Consider the following 24015-nt stretch of genomic DNA (forward strand, 5'->3'; position numbering starts at 1 on the left):
GCCGTCCACCCTACCCGGTGGGATGCCTGGTCATTTCACGCGTTCGGCGAACGTCTTGCGGAACTTGGCCACCTTGGGCGCCACCACGAAGGCGCAGTAACCCTGCAGCGGATGCTGGGCAAAGTAATTCTGGTGGTACTCCTCGGCCTTGTACCACTGCGCGGCCGGCCGTACCTGGGTGACGATCGGCGCGTCCCACACGGCCGCCATTTCCGCCATCACCTGGCGCGCCGTCGCGTCCTGCTCCGGCGACGTCGTGAAGATCACCGAGCGGTATTGCGTGCCGACGTCGTTGCCCTGGCGGTTCGGCGTGGTCGGGTCGTGGATCGTGAAGAAGATTTCCAGGAGGTCGCGGTAGCCGATCACGGCCGGGTCGAATTCCAGGCGCACCACCTCGGCATGGCCGGTGGTGCCGGAACACACCTGTTCGTAGGTCGGGCTGACGGTATCGCCGCCCATGTAGCCCGATTCGACGCGGCGGATCCCGCGCGCCTCGAGGTACACGGCCTCGATGCACCAGAAGCAGCCGCCGCCCAGGATCGCCACTTCGGTTGCGGATGGTTCGCTCATCGCAGCTCCTTGTCCATGGGTTGTCGTTGACGCTTCCACTCTAACGCAAAGCACGCGCGCGTGCAGACTGTGCCGGAATGGCGTCGCATTGGTGGCATAATGCGCGGATGAACACCAGCTCCCCCCGCGCCGCCGAGCGCGGTTTCGATTCCGCGCATTTCCGCCAGGCCCTGTCGCAATTCGCGACCGGGGTCACCGTGATCACGACGCGCCTGGCCGACGGCAGCTTCCGCGGCCTGACCGCCAGTTCCTTCAACTCGGTCTCGCTGGAACCGCCGCTGGTCCTGTGGAGCCTGTCCAATGCCGCCAACAGCCTGCCCATCTTCAGCGGCAATTCGCACTACGTGATCAACGTGCTGTCGGCCGGCCAGGAAGACCTGGCGCGGCGCTTTTCGCGGCGCGGCGAGGATCCGTTCGCCGGCACCGGCTACACGCTGTCGCGCACCGGCCAGCCCATCCTCGAGGGCGCCGCGGCCTGGTTCGAATGCCACAACCGCAGCCGCTATCCGGAGGGCGACCACGTGATCTTCGTCGGCGAGGTCGAGGACTGCGCGGCCGATCCGCAGGCCGCCCTGCTGTTCCACGGCGGCCGCTTCGGCACGACGACGGCGCGCTGATCTTGCACGTTTAAAAATGAAAATGCCTGTCGCAGTTTGAAAAGATGCGCCAGGACGGGATTCCTATAATGGCTCGGACAAGAATTCTTCTGAGACAGGACTCCCATGACCCGTTCCGCCAAAGCCCAGTTCCACTGGGACGATCCGCTGCTGCTCAACGAGCAATTGACTGAAGACGAGCGCATGGTGCGCGACGCCGCCGCCGCCTACTGCCAGGACAAATTGCAGCCGCGTATCCTCGACGCCTTCCGCCACGAAACGATGGATACCGCGATCTTCCGCGAGATGGGCGAACTGGGCCTGCTGGGTCCGACCATCCCCGAGCAGTACGGCGGTCCCGGCCTGAACTACGTGGCCTACGGCGTCATCGCGCGCGAGGTCGAGCGCGTCGACTCCGGCTACCGCTCGATGATGAGCGTGCAGTCCTCGCTCGTGATGGTGCCGATCTTCGAGTTCGGCAACGAGGAAACGAAGCAGAAATACCTGCCGAAGCTGGCCACCGGCGAATGGATCGGCTGCTTCGGCCTGACCGAGCCGAACCACGGCTCCGACCCGGCCTCGATGGTCACGCGCGCGCGCAAGGTCGACGGCGGCTACCGCCTCACCGGCGCCAAGATGTGGATCACGAATTCCCCGGTCGCCGACGTGTTCGTGGTCTGGGCCAAGGACGACGAGGGCGCGATCCGCGGCTTCGTGCTGGAAAAGGGCTGGAAGGGGCTGTCGGCCCCGGCCATCCACGGCAAGTTCGGCCTGCGCGCCTCGATCACCGGCGAGATCGTCATGGACGAGGTGTTCGTGCCGGAAGAAAACGCCTTCCCGGAAGTGCGCGGCCTGAAGGGCCCGTTCACCTGCCTGAACTCGGCCCGCTACGGCATCGCCTGGGGCGCGCTGGGCGCGGCCGAGGATTGCTGGCACACGGCGCGCCAGTACGTGCTCGACCGCCAGCAGTTCGGCAAGCCGCTGGCCGCCAACCAGCTCGTGCAGAAAAAGCTGGCCGACATGCAGACCGAGATCACGCTGGGCCTGCAGGGCTGCCTGCGCCTGGGCCGCATGAAGGACGAAGGCACGGCCGCCGTCGAGATCACCTCGATCATGAAGCGCAATTCCTGCGGCAAGGCGCTGGACATCGCCCGGGTCGCCCGCGACATGCTGGGCGGTAATGGCATCTCGGACGAGTTCGGCATCATCCGCCACATGGTGAACCTGGAAGTGGTCAATACCTACGAAGGCACGCACGATATCCACGCGCTGATCCTGGGGCGCGCGCAGACGGGCATCGCGGCGTTCTGAACGCTGTCCTCCAATAAAAAAAACCCGCTGCGAGAGCGGGTTTTTTTTCGCCTGCCTGCCGCCTCAGAAGCGGTAGCCGACCGTCAGGATGTACGAATCCGGATCCAGCTTCATGTGCTGGTTCTGGCCGGTCGAGAAATGCACGTCGGTACGCAGCTTGGTCTTGATGTAGGCGGCGTTGAGCGACCATTTCTCGGTGACGGCGAAGCTTGCGCCGAGCTGGCCGGACACGGTCCACTTGTTGTCGATGCTGAAGGTGGTCGCCGGGCCGCCCGGATTGGTCAGCGCGGTCATCTTGAACGAGCCGGTTTCCTTCTGGAAGATCGCATAGGTCACGCCCAGGCCGACGTAGGGACGGAAACGCGCATTCGGATCGAAGAAGCGGTATTGCAGCAGGGCGATCGCCGGCAGCGCCTCGACCGTGCCCAGCTGGCCGCCCGCCGCGATCGCGCCGGCGCCGTAGATCTTGTGCTTGTACGGCGTGCCGATCGCGGTCTCGACCGAGATATTGTCGGTCAGGCTGTACGTGATGGTGGCCATCGGCTGGGTGTCCTTCTCGACGTCGCCGAAGGAGTTCGGCAGCGCCGGCGCCGAGATCGCGCCGCTGGTGACGTCCGGCCGGATCTGGGTGGCGCCGACCGCCACGGTCCACTGGCCCTTCGACTGCGCCGCCGCGCCGCCCGCCGCCGCCAGCGCACCCGCGGCAACCAGCAACTTCACGACGTTGGAACTGAATTTCATGGTATCTCCTGATTGTTATTGGATCGGCCCGTCCGCGCGGACGGGCCCGTCGTGAATGGGATTACAGCCAGCCCTTGCCGCTCATCTGCAGCAGCACGTAGCGCGCGACCAGCGCGTTCTCGAACGGCGTCGGGTGGACGTCGTCGGCGAACATGTAGTGGCTGACGTCGCCGGCGATCGTGTTGGTCTTGTTGCAGACCAGCGAGGACGTGCCCAGCTTGTTGGCGCCGCAGGCCGGGGTCGAGGTATTGGTCAGGCCGTACGGGCCCGGATTGATGACCTGGTCGTGGCTGACCGACCACAGGTCGACGTACAGCACCTTGGCTTCGCTCGCCACGCCGGCCTTCAGCTGGGCGTTGAAGGCGTCGACGGCGGTCTTGATCAGGGTCTGGATCGATTCGCTCTGCGACTTGCCCGACGGGGTCGAGGCAACGTCCGGCAGGTTGTTCACCAGCACGTAGTTGGCGCCCTTGGCGACGATCTGGGTCTTGACCAGGTTGGCCAGCTCGGTACCGGCCACCGTCATCGCCTGCACGACGCCGGCGGCGTTTGCGCTGGCGTAGTCGGCGCCGGCCTTGGCGCCGGCGGCGTTGGCGTCGGTCTGGGCCTTGGCGGCGATGGTCGCGGCCTGGGCCGGTGCACCCGTGAAGCCGGCCTGGACGGCGGCGACGACGCCGGCCTGGACGATGGTCTGCGGGGTGCTGCCGCTGCGCGCCGCTTCGGTCTGGACGGCCAGGCCGATGGTCTGGGCCGCGGTGGCCGGATTGGCGGCGCCGGCCGCCAGCTGGCCCACCAGCGAGGTGGCGAACGCCTTGCTGCCGGCGGCGGTGCCGGCGGCCGTGGCCTTGGCCGACAGGTCGCCCAGCAGGAACAGGATGTCGTTACCGCCGGCCATCACGGTGACCAGTTCGTTGCCGCTGAACTTGCCGCCGGCCTTGGCCAGGTGGTTGGCGATCTGGGTCACGACCGGGACGGTGGTCAGGCCCAACGTCGGGTTGAGCAGCTTGTTGTTCGGGCCGACCGGATTGGTCACGCGGGCGCCGCCCTGGGCGTAGTTGAAGCAGTTGGCGTTGAAGGTCACCGCGACGGCGAAGTCGCCCTGGCCTTCCAGGCCGGTCTGGGCCGCGCACGGCGCCGCCAGGCCCAGCTGCGCAGCCACGTATTCGGTCCAGTTCTTGCCGGTCAGTTCGGGGTTCGCGGCGGTGTTGTCGCCGTTGATCGTGAACTTGCCGCCGCCCAGCGCCTTGACGGCGCCGACGTTGTAGCTGCCGACGTCGGACAGGCTGTCGCCGAACGATACCTGGCCGCTGAACTTGAAAGCCGGGGCCTGGTCGCCGCCGCGCGGGCCGTTGCCGCCGCATGCGGCGAGGACGGCCGCGGTCACCAGCGCGAGCGCGAAAGTGGTCTTACGCATTGTGTCTCCTAATTTGAAATTTGTTCTTGTGAAACGAACGCTCGTGCTATTCGTGTGTCATTAATATGCCAGTGTTCAATTCGCTTGTATAGCGAAAAGCTTTCCGCGCGTGCATGAAATGCAACACGAAATGTCAACCGGATGAGCCTGACAGCTGCGGATTATAACCACGGGCATGGTGTTGTTACATCAGCGCGATAATACTTTTTGGAAATAATCTCGCGCCGCCGCCATGCAGAACGGCGCCACCAGGCCGGCGTGGTAATTCGTGGCCACCGCGGCATCGCCGGAGGCCGCGCGCAGCACCGTGCGCGCCGTCACGAAACCGGCCTTGGCGGTACGGTACGGGTCGCTCAGGCCGGGCGTATCGTCGATGTCCAGCTCGGTGACGTTGGCGCCGCGGGCACGGAAGTACGTGGCCGCCGCGCGCGTATTGAAATAGGGAACGACCGGGTCGTCGTGGCCGGCGCACAGCAGCGTCGGCGCCGCCGGCTGGTAGCTGCGCAGGTCGTTGCGCACCAGCCATTTGCGCAGCGGCTGCGCCGGCGCACAAGCCAGCGGCGAGGTCGCATCCTGGTCGCACGGGTGCGCCGCCATGTCGGCCAGGTAGGCCGCGCGGTAGTCGCTGCGGATCAGGTTGTTCGCGCCGAAGTAATCGGTATAGCCGGCCGCCTGCGGCAGCGAGTCGAACGCGAACAGCGCCGTCGCCGGCAGCTTGCCCTGGCTGACCAGCTCGCCGCTACCCAGCGTGCCCGGCACCAGGTCGGCGATGGTGGCCGCGTACTGCGCCTCGTAGACGTCGGCGGGCGTGCGGTACAGCGCGGCGCTGGCATGCTGGCCGGCATTGACGATCATCGGCACGATGACGGTGGCGCCGTTGCGCGGCGCGCCGCCGAACAACTCGTCGCCGAAGCGCGCGAGCGCGTACGGCCCGGACAGGCCGGCGGCGGCCGTCAGCGGGAATTCGCTGCCCGCTTCCTGCATGGCGCGCTGGGCGGCCAGGGCGACGTAGCCGCCCTGCGAATAGCCGGCCACCATCAGCTTGCCCGAATCCTTCGCGCCGATCGCGGCGAAGGACGCGCGCGCGGCGCGCAGGCCGTCGAGCATGTCGGCCGCCTGGGCGACGCGGTCGAGGTAGGCGTGGTAGCCCAGCGACGAACCGGCATAGCCGGCATAGTTGGGCGCGACGACGATGAAGCCCTGGGCCGCGAACACGGCGGCGGCCAGGCGCGCCTCGGTATTGCCCGCGATGTCGGCCATGTCGTAGGACTTCTGCAGCGAGGTGCCGTGCGCGTACAGCAGCACCGGGCGCGAATTGGTGCAGGACGCGGCGCTGCCCGAGGGCACGAAGATCGCCGCGCTGGCGTCGGTGGCCTCGCCGGCGCCGCCCACGGTGTTGTAGCGCACGCGGTAGACCGACACCGCGCACTGCGGCTCGCCGGCGACCAGCGTGGTGCCCTTCTGGGCAGATTCCAGGAAGCCGGCCAGCACGGACGGCGTCAGCGTGGTGACGCTGGCGCCGCCGGCCGTGACGGCGACGGCCGCGGCGGAGCCGACCAGGCTGCCGCGCAGCGGCGCCTGCACGGGTGCGGGCGCGGTGACGCCGGCCGGGGTGCCGCCGGCGGTGGTGCCGCCGCCGCAGGCGGACAGCAGCAGGCCCAGGCCGAGTGCGGAGCCCAGGGTAAAGAACGGACGCATTGGTTTTCCTTCGATCGAACGGGGACGTAGCGGAACGTCGGGGCCGCTCTTGCATGGCGACGTATTGACGGAAGGCGCGCGCGGAGACCGCACGGCGCATCCGTCAAGGATGCACCGCGCATGATCTTTTGGGAAGTTTCTTGGTGGATTTATTCGCCGCTCAGGCGCCGAGCGTGGCGCCGGCGAGACGGTCGATGACGCCGGCCGAGCCATGCGCGGCGCGGCGCAGGCGGTCGTTGACGCCCAGCCAGGCGTCTTCCTGCGGCGGCGCCTCGACCAGGATCACGTCGGCGCCCGGCTCGTCCATCGCGCGCAGCGCCGCGTACAGCGCGTGCGCATAGCCGGCGGGGTCCAGCGGCAATTGCACGGCCGCGTGCACGGCCGGGATGGCGCGCTGGTGGATCACGGCGACGCGGCGGCCGGACGCGTGCAGGCGCTGCACGGCATGGGCCAGCGCGATGCCGTCCAGCAGCGCCACCGGCGTGCGCGGCGCGTAATGCGATTCCAGCGTGCCGGACGCGCGCGGCGCGGCGGCGTCCGGCCGGCCCGGCAGGCGGCCGATCACGGCGGCGATCTGCTCCGGAGAAATATGGCCGGGACGCAGCAGCACCGGGCCATGGGTGGCCAGGCGCGACAGGTCGACGATGGTCGACTCGATGCCGACCTCGCTCTGCCCGCCTTCCAGCACGGCGGCGATGCGCGCATCGTCGCCGAACTCGGCGCGCACGTGGGCGGCCGTGGTCGGGCTGACGTGGCCGAACTTGTTGGCCGACGGCGCCGCCACGCCGCCCCTGCCGCCCTTGAACGCCTGCAGCAGGCGCACGGCGACCGGATGCGACGGGCAGCGGATGCCGACCGTGTCCTGGCCGCCCGAGACGGCGTCCGGGATGTGCGGCGCGCGCTTGAGGATCATCGTCAGCGGACCGGGCCAGAAGGCCTCGGCCAGGCGCCGCGCCTCCGGCGGGATGTCGCAGGTCCAGTAGTCCAGGTCGGCGCCCGGCGCGACGTGCACGATCACCGGGTGGTCCTGGGGGCGGCCCTTGGCGGCGTAGATCGCCGCGATGGCGGCCGGGTTCTCGGCGTCGGCGCCCAGGCCGTAGACGGTCTCGGTGGGCAGCGCCACCAGCAGGCCGTCCTCGAGCGCGCGCGCGGCCCGCTCGATGTCGGCCTGGCTCGCTTCCGGTGCGTACGTCATCGCCTCAAGCCTCGATCCCGAGGATCACGCAGGCGGCCTCGAAGCTGGCCCGGGCCTGCGCCAGTGTGGGCGCGACGAAGGTCACGTGGCCCATCTTGCGGCCGCGGCGCGGGTCGGTCTTGCCGTACAGGTGCAGGTTGGCCCCGGGCAGCGCCAGCACCTGGTCCCAGGCCGGCTCGCGCACGTTGCTGCCCTCTCCCTCGAACCAGACGTCGCCGAGGATGTTGAGCATGATGGCCGGCGAATGCTGGCGACAATCGCCCAGCGGCAACCGCGCCATCGCCCGCACCTGCTGGGCGAACTGGCTGGTGACGCAGGCGTCGATCGTGTAGTGGCCGCTGTTGTGCGGACGCGGGGCCATCTCGTTGACGACGAGCGAGCCGTCTTCCAGCACGAAGAATTCGATGCACAGCACGCCGACGTAGCCGAGTTCGGCGACGATGGCGCGCGCCGCTTCCTGGGCGCGCACCGCGCGCTCGGCCGACACGTTCGGCCCCGGCACGGTGGTGGTGAACAGGATGCCGTCGCGGTGCACGTTCTCGGCGATCGGGTAGACGACCGACTCGCCGTCCGCGCCGCGCGCCGTCAGCACCGACACTTCGTAGGCCAGCGGCAGCATCTTCTCGAGCAGGCAGGCCACCTGGCCCATCGAGGCGAAGGCAGCGCGCACGTCGTCGCGGGTGCGCACGCGCACCTGGCCCTTGCCGTCGTAGCCCATGCGCACCGTCTTCAGGATGCCGGGCAGCAGCTCGTCGCCGATGGCGTCGATATCGGCCTCGCTCGCGATCACCTTGTGCGGCGCCGGCAGCACGCCGGATCGTTCCGCGCAGGCGACGAAGAAGCGCTTCTCGGCGATGCGGTCCTGGGCCACCGACACGCCATGGGCGCTCGGGGCCACGAACACGCGTTCGGCCAGGCGCGACAGGCTGGCCGCCGGCACGTTCTCGAATTCGGTGGTCACGGCCACGCATTGCGCGCCCAGCGCGTCCAGGCCCGCCGCGTCCTCGTAGCCGGCCTCGATGAGGCGCTCGGCCACCTGGCCCGCGGGGCAGTCGGCGGACGGTTCCAGCACGGCCACGCGGTAGCCCATGGCTTGCGCCGCGTGGGCGAACATGCGGCCGAGCTGGCCGCCGCCCATCACGCCCAGCCAGGCCGGCTGGCCGGCCGCCGGCAGGGCCGGGCCCGGAGTCAGGCTGGCGTCGCTCATCGGGCGTTCACCGGCAGGACCATGGCGCGGGCCGCCTCGGTCTGCTTGGCGCGGAAGGTTTCCAGCTTGCCGGCCAGCGCATCGTCGACGGTGGCGATGATGGCGATCGCCGTCAGCGCGGCGTTCGCGGCGCCGGCCTCGCCGATGGCGAAGGTCGACACCGGCACGCCCTTGGGCATCTGCACGATCGACAGCAGCGAGTCTTCGCCGCGCAGATACTTCGACGGCACCGGCACGCCCAGCACCGGCACGACGGTCTTGGCGGCCACCATGCCCGGCAGGTGGGCGGCGCCGCCGGCGCCCGCGATGATCGCGCGCAGGCCGCGGCGGCGCGCGGATTCCGCATACGCGAACATCTCGTCCGGCATGCGGTGCGCGGAAATGACCTGCGCCTCGAAGGGCACGCCGAATTGCTCCAGCATCGCGCAGGCATGCTGCATCACGTCCCAGTCCGAGCTGGAACCCATGATCACGCCGACCAGCGGCTTGTTCTGCTCCGTCATCGCCTTACACCTTCAGCTTTTCGCCGGTCAGGCGTTCGATCGCCTCGAAGTACTTGGCCTGGGTCTTGTCGATCACGTCGGCCGGCAGCGCCGGCGCCGGCGGGGCCTTGTTCCAGTCCTTCAGGGTTTCCAGGTAGTCGCGCACGAACTGCTTGTCGAACGACGGCGGCGACATGTCCGGGGCGTACGAGTCGGCCGGCCAGAAGCGCGAGGAATCGGCGGTCAGCACTTCGTCCATCAGGTGCAGCACGCCGTTCTCGTCCAGGCCGAACTCGAACTTGGTGTCGGCGATGATGATGCCGCGGGTGGACGCGTAGTCGGCGGCGGCCGTGTACAGCTGGATGCTGATCGTGCGGATCCGGTTCGCCAGTTCGCTGCCGATGCGCTGTTCCATGTCGGCGAAGCTGATGTTCTCGTCGTGCTCGCCCAGGTCGGCCTTGGCGGCCGGGGTGAACAGCGGTTCCGGCAGCTTGTCGGCCTGGCGCAGGCCGGCCGGCAGTTCGATGCCGCAGATGGCGCCGGTGGCCTGGTAATCCTTCCAGCCCGAACCGATGATGTAGCCGCGCACCACGGCCTCGACCAGGATCGGCTTGAGGCGCTTGGCGACGACGGCGCGGCCCCTCACCTGCTCCACTTCCTCCGGCGCCACCACGGATTCCGGCGCCACGCCGGTCAGGTGGTTCGGCACGATGTGGCCGAGCTTCTCGAACCAGAAATCGCTCATCTGGTTGAGCACCATGCCCTTGCCGGGGATCGGCTCGTTCATCACGACGTCGAAGGCCGAGAGGCGGTCGGTGGTGACGATCAGGATCTTGTCGTCGCCGACGGCATAGTTGTCGCGGACCTTGCCGTGGCCCAGCAGCGGCAGGGAGGAGATAGTGGACTGGTAGAGGCTTTTCATAGAGGGGGTGTCTTGATAAAGCGAAACCGGCGGAATGGCCGCCGGTATGAGGATTCAGGCCTTGGAGCCTGCGCCAAAGCGGTATTTTACGCGAATTCTTCTCTAATTCTTTCACTAAAAACGTCGTCCCCGCGCAGGCGGGGACCCAAGTTCGCGGTACAAAGGCGAAAATTGGATCCCCGCCTGCGCGGGGACGACGGTTTTCTGGTACGTGGCCGGGCTTATTGGACGATCTGCGCCAGCTCGCCCTTCTTGTAGCGCTCGGCCATCTTGTCCAGCGGGACCGGCTTGATCTTCGCCGCCATGCCTTCGCAGCCGAACGCCAGGTAGCGCGCCTTGCAGACTTCCATCGCCGCCTCGCGCGCCGGCTTCAGGTAGTCGCGCGGGTCGAACTTGGACGGGTTCTCGAACAGGTACTTGCGGATCGCGGCCGTCATCGCCAGGCGGATGTCGGTGTCGATGTTGATCTTGCGCACGCCATGCTTGATGCCTTCCTGGATTTCCTCGACCGGCACGCCATAGGTTTCCTTCATGTCGCCGCCGAATTCGCGGATGATGGCCAGCAGTTCCTGCGGCACCGACGAGGAACCGTGCATCACCAGGTGGGTGTTGGGGATGCGCGCGTGGATTTCCTTGATGCGGTCGATGGCCAGGATGTCGCCGGTCGGCTTGCGCGTGAATTTATAGGCGCCGTGCGAGGTGCCGATGGCGATGGCCAGCGCGTCGCACTGGGTCTTCGCCACGAAGTCGGCGGCCTGCGCCACGTCGGTCAGCAGCTCTTCGCGGGTCATGGTGCGGTCCGCGCCGTGGCCGTCTTCCTTGTCGCCCTTCATGGTTTCCAGCGAACCGAGCACGCCCAGTTCGGCCTCGACGGTGACGCCGATCGCGTGCGCGAACTTGACGACTTCCTTCGACACCTCGACGTTGTACTCGTACGAGGCGACCGACTTGCCGTCCGCTTCCAGCGAACCGTCCATCATCACCGAGGTGAAGCCGGAACGGATGGCGGCCATGCAGACGGCGGGCGACTGGCCGTGGTCCTGGTGCATGACGACCGGGATGTGCGGGTAGGCTTCGACGGCGGCGTCGATCAGGTGGCGCAGGAAGGCTTCGCCGGCGTACTTGCGGGCGCCGGCCGAGGCCTGCATGATGACCGGGCTGCCGGTGGCGTCGGCGGCGGCCATGATGGCCTGCACCTGCTCCAGGTTATTGACGTTGAATGCCGGCAGGCCGTAGCCGAATTCAGCGGCGTGGTCCAGCAGTTGACGCATTGATACGAGTGCCATGGTTGTAGCTCCATACAATAAAGAAACCGGTACGAACAAAACCACACCACATTGCATTGCCGTAGGGTGGGCACCTCTCAGTTGAGGCCCCCGGCCTCACATGCCCACCCTACGCTCCTTGCAAATGGTGTTGCTTGTAGAGGAGCCTTCCAAACCTGCTGCGCTCGCATCCCGGCACGTCCGGCCGGGATGCACGCGGTACACGCGACGGTTTGTTACGCTCCCGTTTGATCCAGATCGCCCACGCGAACGATCTTGAGTGCATTGGTGCCGCCGGCCTGGCCCATCGGGGAACCCCAGGTCACGACGATCAGGTCGCCCTTGCGTACGACGCCTTCGCGCATCAGCAGTTCCTCGGCCTTGCGCAGCACGGCGTGGCTGCCGCCTTCCTGCAGCAGGTGGAACGCCTGCACGTTACGGTACAGCGAGGCCTTGCGCTGCGTCGTCTGCGACGGGGTCAGCGCGTAGATCGGGGTATCGATCGAGTGGCGGCTCATCCACAGGGCGGTCGAGCCCGACTCGGTCAGCGCCACGATCGCCTTCACGCGCAGGTGGTGCGCGGTGAACAGCGTGCCGTAGGCGATCGACTGGTCGATGCGGGTGAACTGGACGTTCAGGAAGTCGGCTTCGAGCTTGTTGTACTCGGAACGCTCGGCTTCCACGCAGATCGCCGACATCATCTCGACGGTTTCGACCGGATACTTGCCCGAGGCGGTCTCGGCCGAGGTCATCACGGCGTCGGTGCCGTCCAGCACGGCGTTGGCCACGTCCGACACTTCGGCGCGGGTCGGCACGGCGTTGACGATCATCGATTCCATCATCTGGGTCGCGGTGATCGCCAGCTTGTTCGACTGGCGCGCCATGCTGATCATGCGCTTCTGCAGCGCCGGCACGGCCGCGTTGCCCACTTCCACCGCCAGGTCGCCGCGGGCGACCATGATGCCGTCGGACGCGTCGAGGATTTCCTGCAGCACCGGAATCGCCTCGGCGCGTTCGATCTTGGCGATCATCATCGGCTTGTGGCCGTACGGCTCGCCCGCGATGTTGGCCAGCTGGCGCGCCATTTCCATGTCGGTGGCGTTCTTGGGGAACGAGATCGCCAGGTAGTCGCACTGGAAGCTGACCGCGGTCTTGATGTCCTCCATGTCCTTCGAGGTCAGCGCCGGCGCCGTCAGGCCGCCGCCCTGGCGGTTGATGCCCTTGTTGTTCGACAGCTCGCCGCCGACCTTGACGACGGTATAGATCTCGTGGCCGACGACGCGGTCGACCACCAGCACGATCAGGCCGTCGTTCAGCAGCAGGCGGTCGCCCGGCTTGACGTCGCGCGGCAGCGCCTTGTAGTCGAGGCCGACGCGTTCCTGGTTACCCAGCTCGCCGTTGTCGCCCCACTTGGCATCCAGGATGAACTGGTCGCCATTGTTCAGGAAGATCTTGCCTTCTTCGAACTTGCCGACGCGGATCTTCGGACCCTGCATATCGGCCATGATGGCGACTTCGCGGCCGCATTCGGCGGCGGCGCGGCGCACCAGGGCGGCACGGTCGATATGGTCCTGGGCCTTGCCATGCGAGAAATTCAGGCGCACGACGTCGACACCGGCGCGTATCATGCGCACGAGCGTGTCGAAATCCTGGGAGGCGGGGCCGATGGTGGCGACGATCTTGGTACCACGAGACATGGATCTATCCTTGAAAGAAAAGCGCAGCCGGGAGGCTGCGCCGTGTCTGTTATCGTTATTTCGCAGCGCTGCGCTGCAGCAGGATCTCCACCGCCGGCAGCGTCTTCCCTTCGAGGAACTCCAGGAAGGCGCCGCCGCCGGTCGAGATATAGCCGATCTGGTCGGCAATCTGGTATTTGGCGATCGCAGCCAGGGTGTCTCCTCCACCCGCGATCGAGAATCCCTTGGAACGCGCGATGGCCTGGGCCAGCGTCTTCGTGCCTTCCGCAAACTGGTCGAATTCGAACACGCCGACCGGGCCGTTCCAGACGATGGTGCCGGCCTGTTCCACCTGCGCGGCGAGCTGGGCCGCGGTCTGCGGGCCGATGTCCAGGATCATGTCGTCGTCGGCCACGTCCGCCACCATCTTGACGGTGGCGGCGGCCGTCGGCGCGAATTCCTTGGCGCACACGACGTCCACGGGAATCGGCACGGTGGCGCCGCGCGCGGCCATCTTGTCGATGATGGCCTTCGCTTCGCCGACCAGGTCGTTCTCCACCAGCGACTTGCCGATGTTCAGGCCGACGGCCTTCATGAAGGTGTTGGCGATGCCGCCGCCGACGATCAGGTTGTCGACCTTGTCGGCCAGGCTCTGCAGGATGGTCAGCTTGCTCGACACTTTCGAGCCGGCGACAATCGCCAGCAGCGGACGCTGCGGCGCGCCCAGCGCCTTGCCCAGCGCGTCCAGCTCGGCCGCCAGCAGCGGGCCGGCGGCGACCACGGGCGCGAACTTCGCGATGCCGTGCGTGGTCGCTTCGGCGCGGTGCGCGGTGCCGAAGGCGTCGTTGACGTAGATGTCGCACAGCCTGGCCATCTTCTGCGCCAGCGCGTCGTCGTTCTTCTTTTCCCCCTTGTTGACGCGGCAGTTTTCCAGCAGCACGACCTGGCCCGGCGCGACGTCCACGCCGTCGACCCAGTCCCGCTTGAGCTCGACCGGCTGGCCCAGCAGTTCGGACAGGCGCTCGGCGACCGGCGCCAGGCTGTCTTCCGGCTTGAACTCGCCTTCGGTCGGGCGGCCCAGGTGCGACGTGACCATCACGGCCGCACCCGCATCAAGCGCCGCGCGGATCGCGGGAACCGAAGCGCGCACGCGCGTGTCTTCGGTAATGTTGCCGGCATCGTCCTGCGGCACGTTCAGGTCGGCGCGGATGAAGACGCGCTTGCCTTTCAGCGCGTCCTGGTCGATCAAGTCTTGCAAGCGGGTGAAATTGAGAACGGCCATTGGGAGCAGTCGGAGTGTGTGGAAAAAACGCTATTCTACTCTAGCTAACGTTGCCAAAAACATGAGAGATCCGCAACAGTGTGAAGACGAGCATGCCGAACACGATCGTCTGCAGCATGCTGCGCCGCCACAGGTAGTAGCCCAGCGCGGCCGCGCCGGCCAGCAGCTTCGGGTTCGCCAGGCTGAGCTCCATGCCGCCCTGGGGCCCGAGCACCAGGTCCGGCCCCACGATCGCCGCCAGCGCGCAGGCCGGCGCGTAGCGCAGCATTTCCTGCACGCGCGGCGGGATGGTGACGCGGTGGCCCACCAGCCAGAACGCGCTGCGGGTGCAGGCCGTGGCCACGCACAGCACCAGGATGACGATCCAGATCTGCCAGTCAGCCATGGCGCACCTTGCGTCGCAGGACCTTTTCCTCGACGGCCATCGCCGTCACCATGCCCACCAGCACCGCCACCAGCAGGCCCAGCTTGTACGGCAGGCCATGCGCCAGCACGGCCACGAGGCCCGACACGATCACGCCGCACAGCGCGGCGCTGTTCAGCACCAGCGGCACCATCACGCACAGGATCGCCAGCGTGCCGGCAAAGCCGAGCTGCCAGTCGGTGGGGACGGTACTGCCCAGGAAGATGCCGGCCAGCGAGCCGATCTGCCACGATACCCAGTTCGGGATCATCAGGCCCTTCAGGAAGGACAGCTTGCCGGGCGCCGGCGCCGGATCGGGGTAGCGCTGCAGGTATAGCGCAATCGAGATGTCGCCCGAGATATAGCCCAGGTAAAAACGCTGGAACCACGGCAGGTGCGCGAAATGGGGACCGAGCAGCACGGAAAAGATCACGAAGCGCAGGTTGACGACGAGCGCCGTCGCGAAGATCACCCAGACCGGGGCGCCGCCGGCGATCAGCGGCAGCGATGCCAGCTGGGCCGAGCCGGCGAACACCAGCAGCGTCATCGCGCTCGCCTGCCAGATCGTCAGGCCGCTCTTGACCATGGCGACGCCGACGACCAGGCCCCAGGCGCCGATGCCGAACAGCGTCGGCAGGCCGGTGTGGAATCCGTCACGCCAGGCAAGCGGATCGTGGCGGTCGAACACCGCGAGGTCGAGGGGTTGCCCCGCGTCCGGGTGTGCCGAATTCATGTCGCGTTCCTGCAACACAAGCGATGGTCCGGCACGGCAGGCAGAGGGCGGTCGGGCATGAAACGGAAGTGATAATTCGAGCAAATTTCCAAAAAGAAACTCTACTCGACAGTAATCGGCTCGCTATTCTACCGAACCATGTCGGCAAGTAGGTTGAATCCGTTAAAATCGTGGTCTTATCGATTTTTTGCTCACGGAGCCGTCAATGAACGAGAAGACCATCCCTGTGGTGGAACTGCAAGCCAAGGACCTGCCAGCCTATTGCCCGAACCCGGCCATGCCGCTATGGTCGTCCCACCCGCGCGTCTTCCTGGACTTCGATCACGATGGCCAAGCGAAATGCCCGTACTGCGGCACCCAGTACCGCCTGGCGCCCGGCGTCGCGGCCGGTCACCACTGAGCCGCCTCCCTTGAACGGCACGGCGTGCCATCACTCTAGCCCGTTCGAACGATACCGGGCGCCCTGGTGGCTGCCCGGCGGCCACCTGCAGACGATCTGGCCGGCGACCTGCGCCCGCAAGCCGCGCGTCGCCTACCGGCGCGAACGCTGGGACACGCCCTGCGGCCAGGATTTCATCGACGTCGATTTCGTCGACGGCCTGCCTGGCCGCCCCGTCGTGCTGCTGTTCCACGGCCTCGAGGGTTCCTCCGACAGCCACTATGCGCGCACCCTGATGGCCGCCGTCCAGGCGCGCGGCTGGCATGGCGCCATCCCCCACTTCCGCGGCTGCTCGGGCGAGCCGAACCTGGCGCCGCGCTTCTACCATTCCGGCGACGCCGAGGAGCTCGACTGGATCGTGCGCCGGCTGCGCGCGCGCTTCGCGGGCCCGTGCTACGCGGCCGGCGTATCGCTCGGCGGCAACGTCCTGCTGCGCTGGCTGGGCGAACAGCAGCATGCCGCCGAGATCGTCGACGCGGCCGTGGCCGTCTCCGCCCCGCTCGACCTGGCGGCCGGCGGCGCGGCACTCGGGCGCGGCTTCAACCGCGTCTACACGCGCATGTTCCTGGACACGCTCAAGCCCAAGGCGCTGGCCCGGCTGGCGCGCTATCCGGGCCTGTTCGACCGCGACGCGCTGCTGGCGGCGCGCGACCTGTACGCGTTCGACAACGTCGTCACCGCGCCGCTGCACGGCTACCGCGACACCGACGACTACTGGCACCGCGCCAGCGCGAAACACGTCCTGGCCGACATCACGGTGGACACGCTGGTGCTGAACGCCCGCAACGACCCGTTCCTGCCCGGCCGGTACCTGCCCCCGCCACAGGCGGCGTCGCGCGCCGTCACGCTGGCATATCCGGACGAAGGCGGCCACGTCGGCTTTGCCACCGGTTCCTTCCCTGGCTGCATCGACTGGCTGGCCCGGCGCATCCTCCATGCCTTCGACCGCCACGCCGGCACCGCTGCGACCCGCGCGCCGGCGGCGGCCCAGGTATGCCAAGCTTGAGTCCATGGACGATATCGTAAGACAGGCAATGGCCAAGTGGCCGAACGTACCCTACTGCTACGGCTGGCTGGCGCTGGACGCGCGCGGCGCCTGGCGCATGCGCGACGAGGCCGCGCAGCGCGCGCATGCCCCCGGCGACAAGCTGACGAATGCCGCCCTCGTCGGCTTTATCGCGCGCAACTACCAGCACGACGAGCGCGGCTGCTGGTATTTCCAGAACGGCCCGCAGCGCGTCTACGTGAACCTGGAAGCCACGCCCTTCATCGCGCGCACCGACCCGGCCCACGGCCTGGCGCTGCACACGGGCCAGCCCCTCAAGCCGCCCGAGCAGGCCTTCCTGACGGACGCGGGCGCCATCGTGCTGCGCGCGGGCGACGTGGTCGCGCAGGTCGACGACCGCGACGTGGCGCAACTGCTGCAGCTGCTGGAACTGGATGGCCGGCCGGTCGCGGACGAGGCGCTGATGGCGTGGCTGGGCGGCGCGCCGGGAGCACTGGCGCTGCGCTGGGGAGACGGCCGCGTGGACGTCGAACGGCTGAAGCAGGACGAGGTGGCGGCCCGGTTCGGGTTCGTGCAGCAGCCTCAACAGTCGCCGAAATAATATTTCATGCGAGCCGCCTCGATGAAATTTCCTGTCATCGAGGCGGCGTGATGGCTGCGCTCAGCGCTCGTCCTTCTTTTCTTTCTTCTCTTCCTTCTGCCGCTCGTTCAGCTCGCGTTCGCGCGCATCGATCACCGACTGGTCGTAGAACGACACGTCCTTCGCCTTGCGCGCCAGGTTGAGCTGGTCGACGGCGGCCGGCACCGCGCCCGACAGCACGTAGGATTCGGCCAGCGCCATGTGCTGCAGCGCGATCTTGCCCTGCGCCGCATAGGTCTTGGCGAGCTTGTCGTACAGCTTGGGTTCCTCGCGGTACTGCTGCACCTGGTCGCGCAGGAATACCCCGGCCTCGTCCAGCTTGCCGCCCGCGATGAGGGCATCGGCGTACTGGCGCGCCGCCATGCGCGACAGCGGGTACTTGTGATAGGTCTTGTCCGCCTCCTGCAGGGCCTGGGCCAGCACGTCCGGCGGCTGGCCCGGCGCCAGGCCGATGTCGATGGACAGCTGGGCGAACATGGCCTCGCCATTCGACCCGGGCCGCTCGGCCGACAGCACGCCGGGCCGCGGCCGCGTCGATGCGCGCGCCTTGTCGAGCCAGGAGCGCGCCGCCTGCAGGTCGCCCTGGCGCAGCGCCAGGAAGGACATGCCGTACATGCCGGCCGTCTGGTGCTGGGTGTTCTGCTCGGCCATCTGGGTCTCGAACGCCGACCTGGCCTCGTCGCGGCCCTTCTGGCTCTCGTCCTGCAGCACGCGCGCGCGGGCGCGCACCAGGTGGAATTCGATGCTGTCGGGACGGATGCGGCCCGGCTTGGGATTGTCGCGGATGCGCGCCTGGATGTCGGCGATGCGCTCGCCCGTCAGCGGGTGGCTCGACAGCCAGGCCGGCGCCTCGCCGTAGAGCCGGGTGGTACCCTGCAGGCGCTTGAAGAAGGCCACCATGCCGGTGGTGTCGTAGCCGGCCGCGCGCATGGTCTGGAAGCCGACGCGGTCGGCCTCGCGCTCGGCGTCGCGGCTGAAATTGAGCTGGCGCTGGATGGCCAGGCCCTGCCCGCCCATCACCACGCCCAGCGCCGCGTCGGCGCCGCCGCCGGCCTTGCCGACCAGCGCCGCCAGCAGCAGCGCCGCCAGCGGCAGCAGCGCATCCTGCTTCTGCTGGCCGATCATGCGCGCGATGTGGCGCTGCGACACGTGGCCGATCTCGTGCGACAGCACCGACGCCAGCTCCGACTCGTTCTGCGCCGCGATCAGGAGTTGCGAGTGCACGCCGATGAAGCCGCCGGGCAGCGCGAACGCATTGATCATCGGGTCGCGCACGGCGAAGAAGAAGAAATCGGCATTGGTCTCGCCGCGCGAGCCGGGCGCCGCCACCAGCAGGTTGTCGCCGAAATTGTTCAGGAACTCGATGATCGGCTCGTCGTCGAGGTAGTCGCGGTCGCGCCGGATGTCGTTCATGATCTCCTCGCCCAGCTTGCGCTCGAGCACGGGAGACAGGTCGGCGCGCGCGGTATCGCCGAGCGTGGGAAGGCTGTTCAGGTCGGTCACGCCACGCAGCACGGGCGTCGTCGGCGTGGTCGGCGCCGCCGGCGCCAGGCCGGCCGCGACGGCCGCGACGGCCAGCGCCCCGGCCGTCAGCGCGCGCCGGAAGGTCCGGCGCCGGGATGATGAAAGCTGCAACATCGCTGGAATCGGGATCGGTTTCACGGTGCTATGATACCCGCTTCCCGGCCATCGTTACCGCCGGGGCAAACTTTGTTACCCCGCTTTCCGACGACCTTCCCCATGACCACACCGAACGACCACCTCACCCACTTCGACGCCGCCGGCCAGGCCCACATGGTGGACGTCGGCGCCAAGGACGACACCCACCGCGTCGCCGTCGCCGCCGGCACCATCCGCATGCAGCCGGCCACGCTCGATCTGGTCAAGTCGGGCACCGCCAAGAAGGGCGATGTCCTGGGCGTGGCCCGCATCGCCGCCATCATGGCCGCCAAGCGCACCAGCGACCTGATCCCGCTGTGCCACCCGCTGGCCCTGACGCGCGTCACCGTCGATTTCGAGGTCGACGAGGCGAACAGCAGCGTGCATTGCCGGGCGCAGGTGGAACTGAAGGGCAAGACCGGCGTCGAGATGGAGGCGCTGACGGCGGTGCAGGTGGGCTTGTTGACGATTTATGACATGTGCAAGGCGGTGGATCGCGGGATGGTCATGACGGACATCCGGGTGCTGGAAAAGCATGGCGGCAAGAGCGGGGACTGGACGGCGCAGGTCTGACCCACCGGAGCCGTTACCGGCCGTGCCTGCCGGCCCGGCGCTGACCGCCCTCCCCGTCCACCCACCCGCGGCGGCGCGGCCGTGCGCTGCGCCTCAGCCGCCCCCGTTCGGCATCCACGCCTTCATCCACGCACTGCCCATCATCTCCATCGCCTTGCGGTTCGCCTCGGCATAGCGCTCCAGCGACTGCTGCTGCACCGCCACCGCGTTCTTCGCGAGCGCATCCGCGCAGGCGTTCGATGCGGCCACGAAGGCGCGCACCGTGTGTTCCTGGATGATGTTCGCCGAGCTGAGCAGCAATTGCTGCGTGTGCTTTTCCATGGCGTCCCGGTACAGGCCCGCAATGCCGGTCCAGGGTTCCATCAGCGGACCGGGAAGGGCTGCGGCGAATGCCGTGGCCGGATTCGTGCCTGTCGTCGGCATGATCGTTCTCCTCGAAGATGCGCCGGACGCCCGGCGCCCCATACAGTGCGCCTTCTGGCTGACGCACGCTTGACAGCTCTCAAGTGTCGCAACGTTTGCGGGAGCGGCGGCGGCATCGCCGGACCACCGGTCCATGCGGAACGAATCGTGCGCGGCCATTGTCAAACTGTGTTGCAATCCTCCACACATTACTCCCGAATGCATTAGGCAACAAACAAGTAAATCGTTAAATTGTTGGGAAAATGCGCCATTCACCAACGATTGACGTAACAATCGCTTAGAGAATTTCTCCACATCAATTAGCATTAATCTCCAGCAAGATCGTTTCGCGGTCGGCGTCCTTGTTTGCCCGCCTTGGGCATTGCCTGCCGTATTCCCCCCGATCCTCCGGAGAACCCAAACAATGTTTCGAAATATGAAGGTCGGTACCCGACTGATCCTCGGTTTCCTCGCCATTACCATCCTTGGCGCCATCGTGGCCGGCATCGGCATCTACAACATGGACCAGATGAACGAGCGCGCCAAGCGCCTGTACCGCAATGAATTGCTCGGCCTGTCGTACACCAAGGAAGCCAACATCAACCTGATCTACATCGGCCGAGCGCTGCGCGGCGTGATGCTGGCGTCGAGCGACGAGCAGCGCAACAAGACGCTGGCCAACCTCGACAAGTACAAGCAGATGATGCGGGATAACCTGGACAAGGCCCGCCCGCTGTTCCTCACGGAAGACGGCAAGCGCGCGTTCGCCGAACTCGACACCCAGCTGCGCTCCTATGACGACAGCGTGACGAAACTGCTGGCCCTGGCCAAGGCCGATGCCCTGCAGGACCAGCGCGCATCGATCGACTACCTGTTCGGCAGCTTCCTGCCGGAATCGCAGATCGTCGACGACAAGATGACCGACCTGGCCCAGCGCAAGGAAAAGCTGGCCAGCGCCGCCAATGACGACAACGTGCAGGCCTACCACACCGGCCGCGCGATGATGATGGCGCTGGTGGCCTGCAGCGTGCTGGCCGGCGTGGCGCTGGGCATGCTGATCACGCGCAGCCTGACGCGCCAGCTCGGCGGCGAGCCGGCCTATGCGGCCGAGGTCGCGGGCCGCATCGCCGCGGGCGACCTGGTCAGCGAGGTGGACGTGCGCGAGGGCGACCGCGGCAGCCTGCTGTTCGCGATGAAGTCCATGCGCGACCGCCTGGCCACCATCGTCACCGAAGTGCGCGCCGGTACCGATGCGATCGCCTCCGCGTCGAGCCAGATCGCCAGCGGCAACATGGACCTGTCCTCGCGCACCGAGGAACAGGCCAGCTCGCTGGAAGAAACGGCATCGTCGATGGAAGAACTGACCTCGACCGTCAAGCAGAATGCCGACAATGCGCGCCAGGCGAACGTGCTGGCGATGACGGCCTCGACCGTCGCAACCCAAGGCGGCGCCGTCGTCGACCAGGTGGTCGATACCATGAACGCGATCGACGCCTCGTCGAAGAAGATCGTGGACATCATCGCCGTCATCGACGGCATCGCGTTCCAGACCAACATCCTGGCGCTGAACGCCGCCGTGGAAGCGGCCCGCGCCGGCGAGCAGGGCCGCGGCTTCGCGGTGGTCGCGGGCGAAGTGCGCACGCTGGCCCAGCGCTCGGCCTCGGCCGCCAAGGAAATCAAGGCGCTGATCGGCGATTCGGTGGACAAGGTCGGCGCCGGCGGCAAGCTGGTCGGCCAGGCGGGCGCGACGATGCACGACGTCGTGGAAAGCATCCAGCGCGTGGCCGACATCATGGCCGAGATCACGGCGGCCAGCTCGGAACAGACCACCGGCATCGAGCAGATCAACCAGGCCGTCAGCCAGATGGACAACGTCACCCAGCAGAACGCCGGCCTCGTCGAGGAAGCGGCGGCGGCATCGGAAGCCCTGCAGGACCAGGCCGTCAAGCTGTCCGAACTGGTCAGCGTGTTCCGCGTCGCGGCGCGCCAGGAGGCCGCGGCACCCGCACCGGCACCGGCGCCGGCGCCGCGCAAGGCGCAGGCCAGGGCGGCGGCGGCCGCGCTGCCGGCACCGGCCGCGGCGGCGCGCTTCGTGCGGCCCGACGTACGCGCCGCCGTACGCCCGGCCGCGCGCCCGGCGGCACAGCCGGCCGAGCGCAAGGTCGCGGCGACGGCAGGCGGCGACTGGGAAGAATTCTGACATCGTTGCCCCGGACCTCGCCGGCCGGCGAGGTCCGGGGCGACAACCGTGATCAGCCCCAGGGCGTATAGGCGAAACCGTTGCCGATCAGCGCCGCCGTCCCTTCGCGGTTTTCCGTACTCTCGCTGATGGCGGCCAGCACCTGGGCCACGCTGGCGCCGTGGCTGTCGAGCACGCCGGTCCAGAAATCCAGGCCGCCGGCGTCCGGCGCGCGGTGCAGGATGTTTTCGTAATACTTGTTCACCAGCTCGCGGTGGCTCGTCGCGGCACCATAGGCAGCGCGGTATTCGTTCGAGTCGATGAAGCCCTGGGCGGCATTCGCCACGCCCTGGCCGCGGTCGAGCGCATCGATCCAGAACCCCAGGCCGCCCTGGTCGGGCGTGCGCGCGAACGCGGCCTGGTAGAGGCGGTAGGCCTGGCCGCCGTGGCCGTCGATGTCGAGCGCATACGCGGTGTCGCCGAACACCAGGCGCTCGACGTTGGCCAGCTGGATCGCCACGCCGGCCGCATCCGTCACCGTGTAGCCGGTCGTCACGCCGCCCGCCGACTTCAGCGCCGTGACGTTCACCGCCGCGCGCGCCACCGCCAGACGGGCAATGTCGAGTCCGCTGCCGCCATCCACGGCGTGGGCGCCGCCCGCCAGCACGATCACGTCGTCGCCGTCGCCCGCATCGACGCCGAGCAGGCCGCCCCCGCCCTTGAGCGTGATGCGGTCGGCGCCGGCGCCGGCGCGCACGGTGACGGCGGCGGGCAGGCGGTCGGGCAAGGCGATGTCGATGACGTCGCTGCCGCCGAGCACGGCGGCATTCGTGTACACGGCGCCGAGGTCGTCGACCTGGTTGGCGTCGGCGCCGAGGCCGGCGATGACGACCGAGCTGCCATCGTAGTAATCCTCCACGTAGCCGTCCACCGTGCCGTACATGCCGTTCGACAAGGCCGGATCGAGCACGAGCCGGCCCTCGACGCCGGCATGGCGCAGCAGCTTGTCCGCCTGCACCGTGATCGAATCGACCAGGCCGTTCAGCTCGCCCGTGGGGCCGATGCCCAGGCGACCGCCGAGCGAGAACGCCACGTTGCCGAACACGGGATCGTAGTCGGGACTGGTCGTGGCGTATTCGGTGGCGATGCGCAGGGTGTTCAGCAGGTGGCCCGCGTTCGAGGTCTCGAGCACGGGTTCGGCGCCCAGCGCATAATCGAAATTCATCAGGCCCGAGGTCGTCACCTTGAAGGCGCCGGCCTGGCGCAGTTCGTAGGCGGACGCGGTGGCATGGCCGGCGCTCGCGTTCGGGTCGTCGGGCCGGAATCCGATATACGTCTCGGTCACGCCCTGCGTATAGTCCACGCGCAGCGTCGATCCGTCCAGGTTCCACGAGCGCAGCGCCACGTCCGGCAGGCCGTAGCCGGCCGGATCGGCATTGCCGAGCAGGTCGTCGAGCGATCCGTACGGCGAACCCGCCGCCCCCAGTGCCTGCTGCTGGTCGATCACGTCTTGCGATAGCCGGATGGTGATGCTTGCCATGGATGTCCTCGTCGGTGTGGGAAAGCGCGGGTGCGCGGTCGGACGATTATAGATGAGGCGTATGGACGGATCTTATAAAAAA

General features: G+C 67.8%; 23 protein-coding genes. 7 read left to right on the top strand and 16 right to left on the bottom strand.

Going from position 1 to position 24015, the window contains the following annotated elements:
* Window positions 1-30: 30 nt before the first annotated feature.
* Window positions 31-570: a peptide-methionine (S)-S-oxide reductase MsrA gene (gene msrA, locus QZ749_RS01015; protein WP_296942319.1), complete on the bottom strand. Its 540-nt coding sequence runs from the start codon at window positions 568-570 to the stop codon at window positions 31-33.
* Window positions 571-677: 107 nt separating this feature from the next.
* On the opposite strand from msrA, the gene QZ749_RS01020 reads away from it, so the two are divergent.
* Together QZ749_RS01020 and QZ749_RS01025 are read left to right on the top strand one after the other, a co-directional pair.
* The gene (locus QZ749_RS01020; protein WP_296942321.1) at window positions 678-1187 is read left to right on the top strand and encodes a flavin reductase family protein; all 510 of its coding nucleotides are present in this window, start codon (window positions 678-680) and stop codon (window positions 1185-1187) included.
* A gap of 105 nt (window positions 1188-1292) precedes the next feature.
* Window positions 1293-2477, top strand: coding sequence for an acyl-CoA dehydrogenase (locus tag QZ749_RS01025; RefSeq protein WP_296942322.1), 1185 nt, complete (start codon window positions 1293-1295; stop codon window positions 2475-2477).
* 63 nt (window positions 2478-2540) lie between these two features.
* On the opposite strand, the gene QZ749_RS01030 is transcribed toward QZ749_RS01025, so the two are convergent.
* The 12 genes from QZ749_RS01030 to QZ749_RS01085 form a co-directional block, all read right to left on the bottom strand.
* Window positions 2541-3218, bottom strand: a complete 678-nt coding sequence (locus QZ749_RS01030; protein WP_296942324.1) for an OmpW family protein — start codon at window positions 3216-3218, stop codon at window positions 2541-2543.
* A gap of 61 nt (window positions 3219-3279) precedes the next feature.
* A complete protein-coding gene (locus QZ749_RS01035) occupies window positions 3280-4632 on the bottom strand; it encodes an SGNH/GDSL hydrolase family protein (RefSeq protein ID WP_296942326.1) in 1353 nt (450 codons plus the stop codon).
* Between the two features lie 189 nt (window positions 4633-4821).
* Window positions 4822-6330, bottom strand: a complete 1509-nt coding sequence (locus QZ749_RS01040; protein WP_296942328.1) for a S9 family peptidase — start codon at window positions 6328-6330, stop codon at window positions 4822-4824.
* A 160-nt stretch (window positions 6331-6490) separates the two neighbouring features.
* Window positions 6491-7525, bottom strand: coding sequence for an L-threonylcarbamoyladenylate synthase (locus QZ749_RS01045; protein ID WP_296942330.1), 1035 nt, complete (start codon window positions 7523-7525; stop codon window positions 6491-6493).
* Between the two features lie 4 nt (window positions 7526-7529).
* Window positions 7530-8732 (bottom strand): 5-(carboxyamino)imidazole ribonucleotide synthase, encoded by a 1203-nt coding sequence (locus QZ749_RS01050; protein ID WP_296942332.1) that lies wholly within the window; start codon window positions 8730-8732, stop codon window positions 7530-7532.
* On the bottom strand, window positions 8729-9235 hold the full coding sequence (gene purE / locus QZ749_RS01055; protein WP_296942334.1) for a 5-(carboxyamino)imidazole ribonucleotide mutase: 507 nt from the start codon (window positions 9233-9235) through the stop codon (window positions 8729-8731). Before purE ends, QZ749_RS01050 begins: the two co-directional genes overlap by 4 nt.
* Before the next feature lie 4 nt (window positions 9236-9239).
* Complete coding sequence (locus QZ749_RS01060) at window positions 9240-10136, bottom strand: phosphoribosylaminoimidazolesuccinocarboxamide synthase (protein WP_296942336.1); 897 nt, start codon at window positions 10134-10136, stop codon at window positions 9240-9242.
* A gap of 221 nt (window positions 10137-10357) precedes the next feature.
* The gene (gene fba, locus QZ749_RS01065; protein WP_296942338.1) at window positions 10358-11422 is read right to left on the bottom strand and encodes a class II fructose-bisphosphate aldolase; all 1065 of its coding nucleotides are present in this window, start codon (window positions 11420-11422) and stop codon (window positions 10358-10360) included.
* Window positions 11423-11637: 215 nt separating this feature from the next.
* Entirely contained in the window at window positions 11638-13098 is a 1461-nt protein-coding gene (gene pyk / locus QZ749_RS01070; RefSeq protein WP_296942341.1) for a pyruvate kinase, read from the bottom strand.
* Between the two features lie 55 nt (window positions 13099-13153).
* A complete protein-coding gene (locus QZ749_RS01075; protein ID WP_296942343.1) occupies window positions 13154-14359 on the bottom strand; it encodes a phosphoglycerate kinase in 1206 nt (401 codons plus the stop codon).
* A 40-nt stretch (window positions 14360-14399) separates the two neighbouring features.
* Window positions 14400-14744 carry an AzlD domain-containing protein gene (locus QZ749_RS01080; RefSeq protein ID WP_296942345.1) on the bottom strand — a complete coding sequence of 115 codons (345 nt, stop codon included), beginning with the start codon at window positions 14742-14744 and terminating at the stop codon, window positions 14400-14402.
* Window positions 14737-15495, bottom strand: a complete 759-nt coding sequence (locus tag QZ749_RS01085; protein WP_296942347.1) for an AzlC family ABC transporter permease — start codon at window positions 15493-15495, stop codon at window positions 14737-14739. The genes QZ749_RS01080 and QZ749_RS01085 overlap by 8 nt, the downstream gene beginning before the upstream one ends.
* Window positions 15496-15700: 205 nt before the next feature.
* On the opposite strand from QZ749_RS01085, the gene QZ749_RS01090 reads away from it, so the two are divergent.
* Genes QZ749_RS01090 through QZ749_RS01100 form a run of 3 tightly spaced genes read left to right on the top strand, consistent with a single transcriptional unit; the run spans window position 15701 to window position 17541 of the window.
* Window positions 15701-15895, top strand: a complete 195-nt coding sequence (locus QZ749_RS01090; RefSeq protein WP_296942349.1) for a zinc-finger domain-containing protein — start codon at window positions 15701-15703, stop codon at window positions 15893-15895.
* A gap of 10 nt (window positions 15896-15905) precedes the next feature.
* The gene (locus tag QZ749_RS01095; RefSeq protein ID WP_296942351.1) at window positions 15906-16940 is read left to right on the top strand and encodes a YheT family hydrolase; all 1035 of its coding nucleotides are present in this window, start codon (window positions 15906-15908) and stop codon (window positions 16938-16940) included.
* 4 nt (window positions 16941-16944) lie between these two features.
* The gene (locus QZ749_RS01100) at window positions 16945-17541 is read left to right on the top strand and encodes a DUF2946 family protein (protein WP_296942353.1); all 597 of its coding nucleotides are present in this window, start codon (window positions 16945-16947) and stop codon (window positions 17539-17541) included.
* A 60-nt stretch (window positions 17542-17601) separates the two neighbouring features.
* Here the strand turns inward: QZ749_RS01100 and QZ749_RS01105 are convergent, their stop codons facing one another.
* On the bottom strand, window positions 17602-19218 hold the full coding sequence (locus QZ749_RS01105) for a M48 family metalloprotease (protein ID WP_296942355.1): 1617 nt from the start codon (window positions 19216-19218) through the stop codon (window positions 17602-17604).
* A 102-nt stretch (window positions 19219-19320) separates the two neighbouring features.
* On the opposite strand from QZ749_RS01105, the gene moaC reads away from it, so the two are divergent.
* Window positions 19321-19812 (top strand): cyclic pyranopterin monophosphate synthase MoaC, encoded by a 492-nt coding sequence (gene moaC / locus QZ749_RS01110; RefSeq protein WP_296942357.1) that lies wholly within the window; start codon window positions 19321-19323, stop codon window positions 19810-19812.
* A 93-nt stretch (window positions 19813-19905) separates the two neighbouring features.
* On the opposite strand, the gene QZ749_RS01115 is transcribed toward moaC, so the two are convergent.
* Entirely contained in the window at window positions 19906-20235 is a 330-nt protein-coding gene (locus QZ749_RS01115; protein ID WP_296942359.1) for a hypothetical protein, read from the bottom strand.
* 415 nt (window positions 20236-20650) lie between these two features.
* Here QZ749_RS01115 and QZ749_RS01120 point away from each other — a divergent pair, with 415 nt between their 5' ends.
* A complete protein-coding gene (locus tag QZ749_RS01120) occupies window positions 20651-22414 on the top strand; it encodes a methyl-accepting chemotaxis protein (RefSeq protein ID WP_296942360.1) in 1764 nt (587 codons plus the stop codon).
* Window positions 22415-22466: 52 nt separating this feature from the next.
* On the opposite strand, the gene QZ749_RS01125 is transcribed toward QZ749_RS01120, so the two are convergent.
* Window positions 22467-23933: a DUF4214 domain-containing protein gene (locus QZ749_RS01125; RefSeq protein WP_296942362.1), complete on the bottom strand. Its 1467-nt coding sequence runs from the start codon at window positions 23931-23933 to the stop codon at window positions 22467-22469.
* Window positions 23934-24015 lie beyond the last annotated feature (82 nt).

Origin of the sequence: uncultured Massilia sp. (assembly GCF_913773735.1) — a bacterium.
GTDB lineage: Bacteria > Pseudomonadota > Gammaproteobacteria > Burkholderiales > Burkholderiaceae_D > Telluria.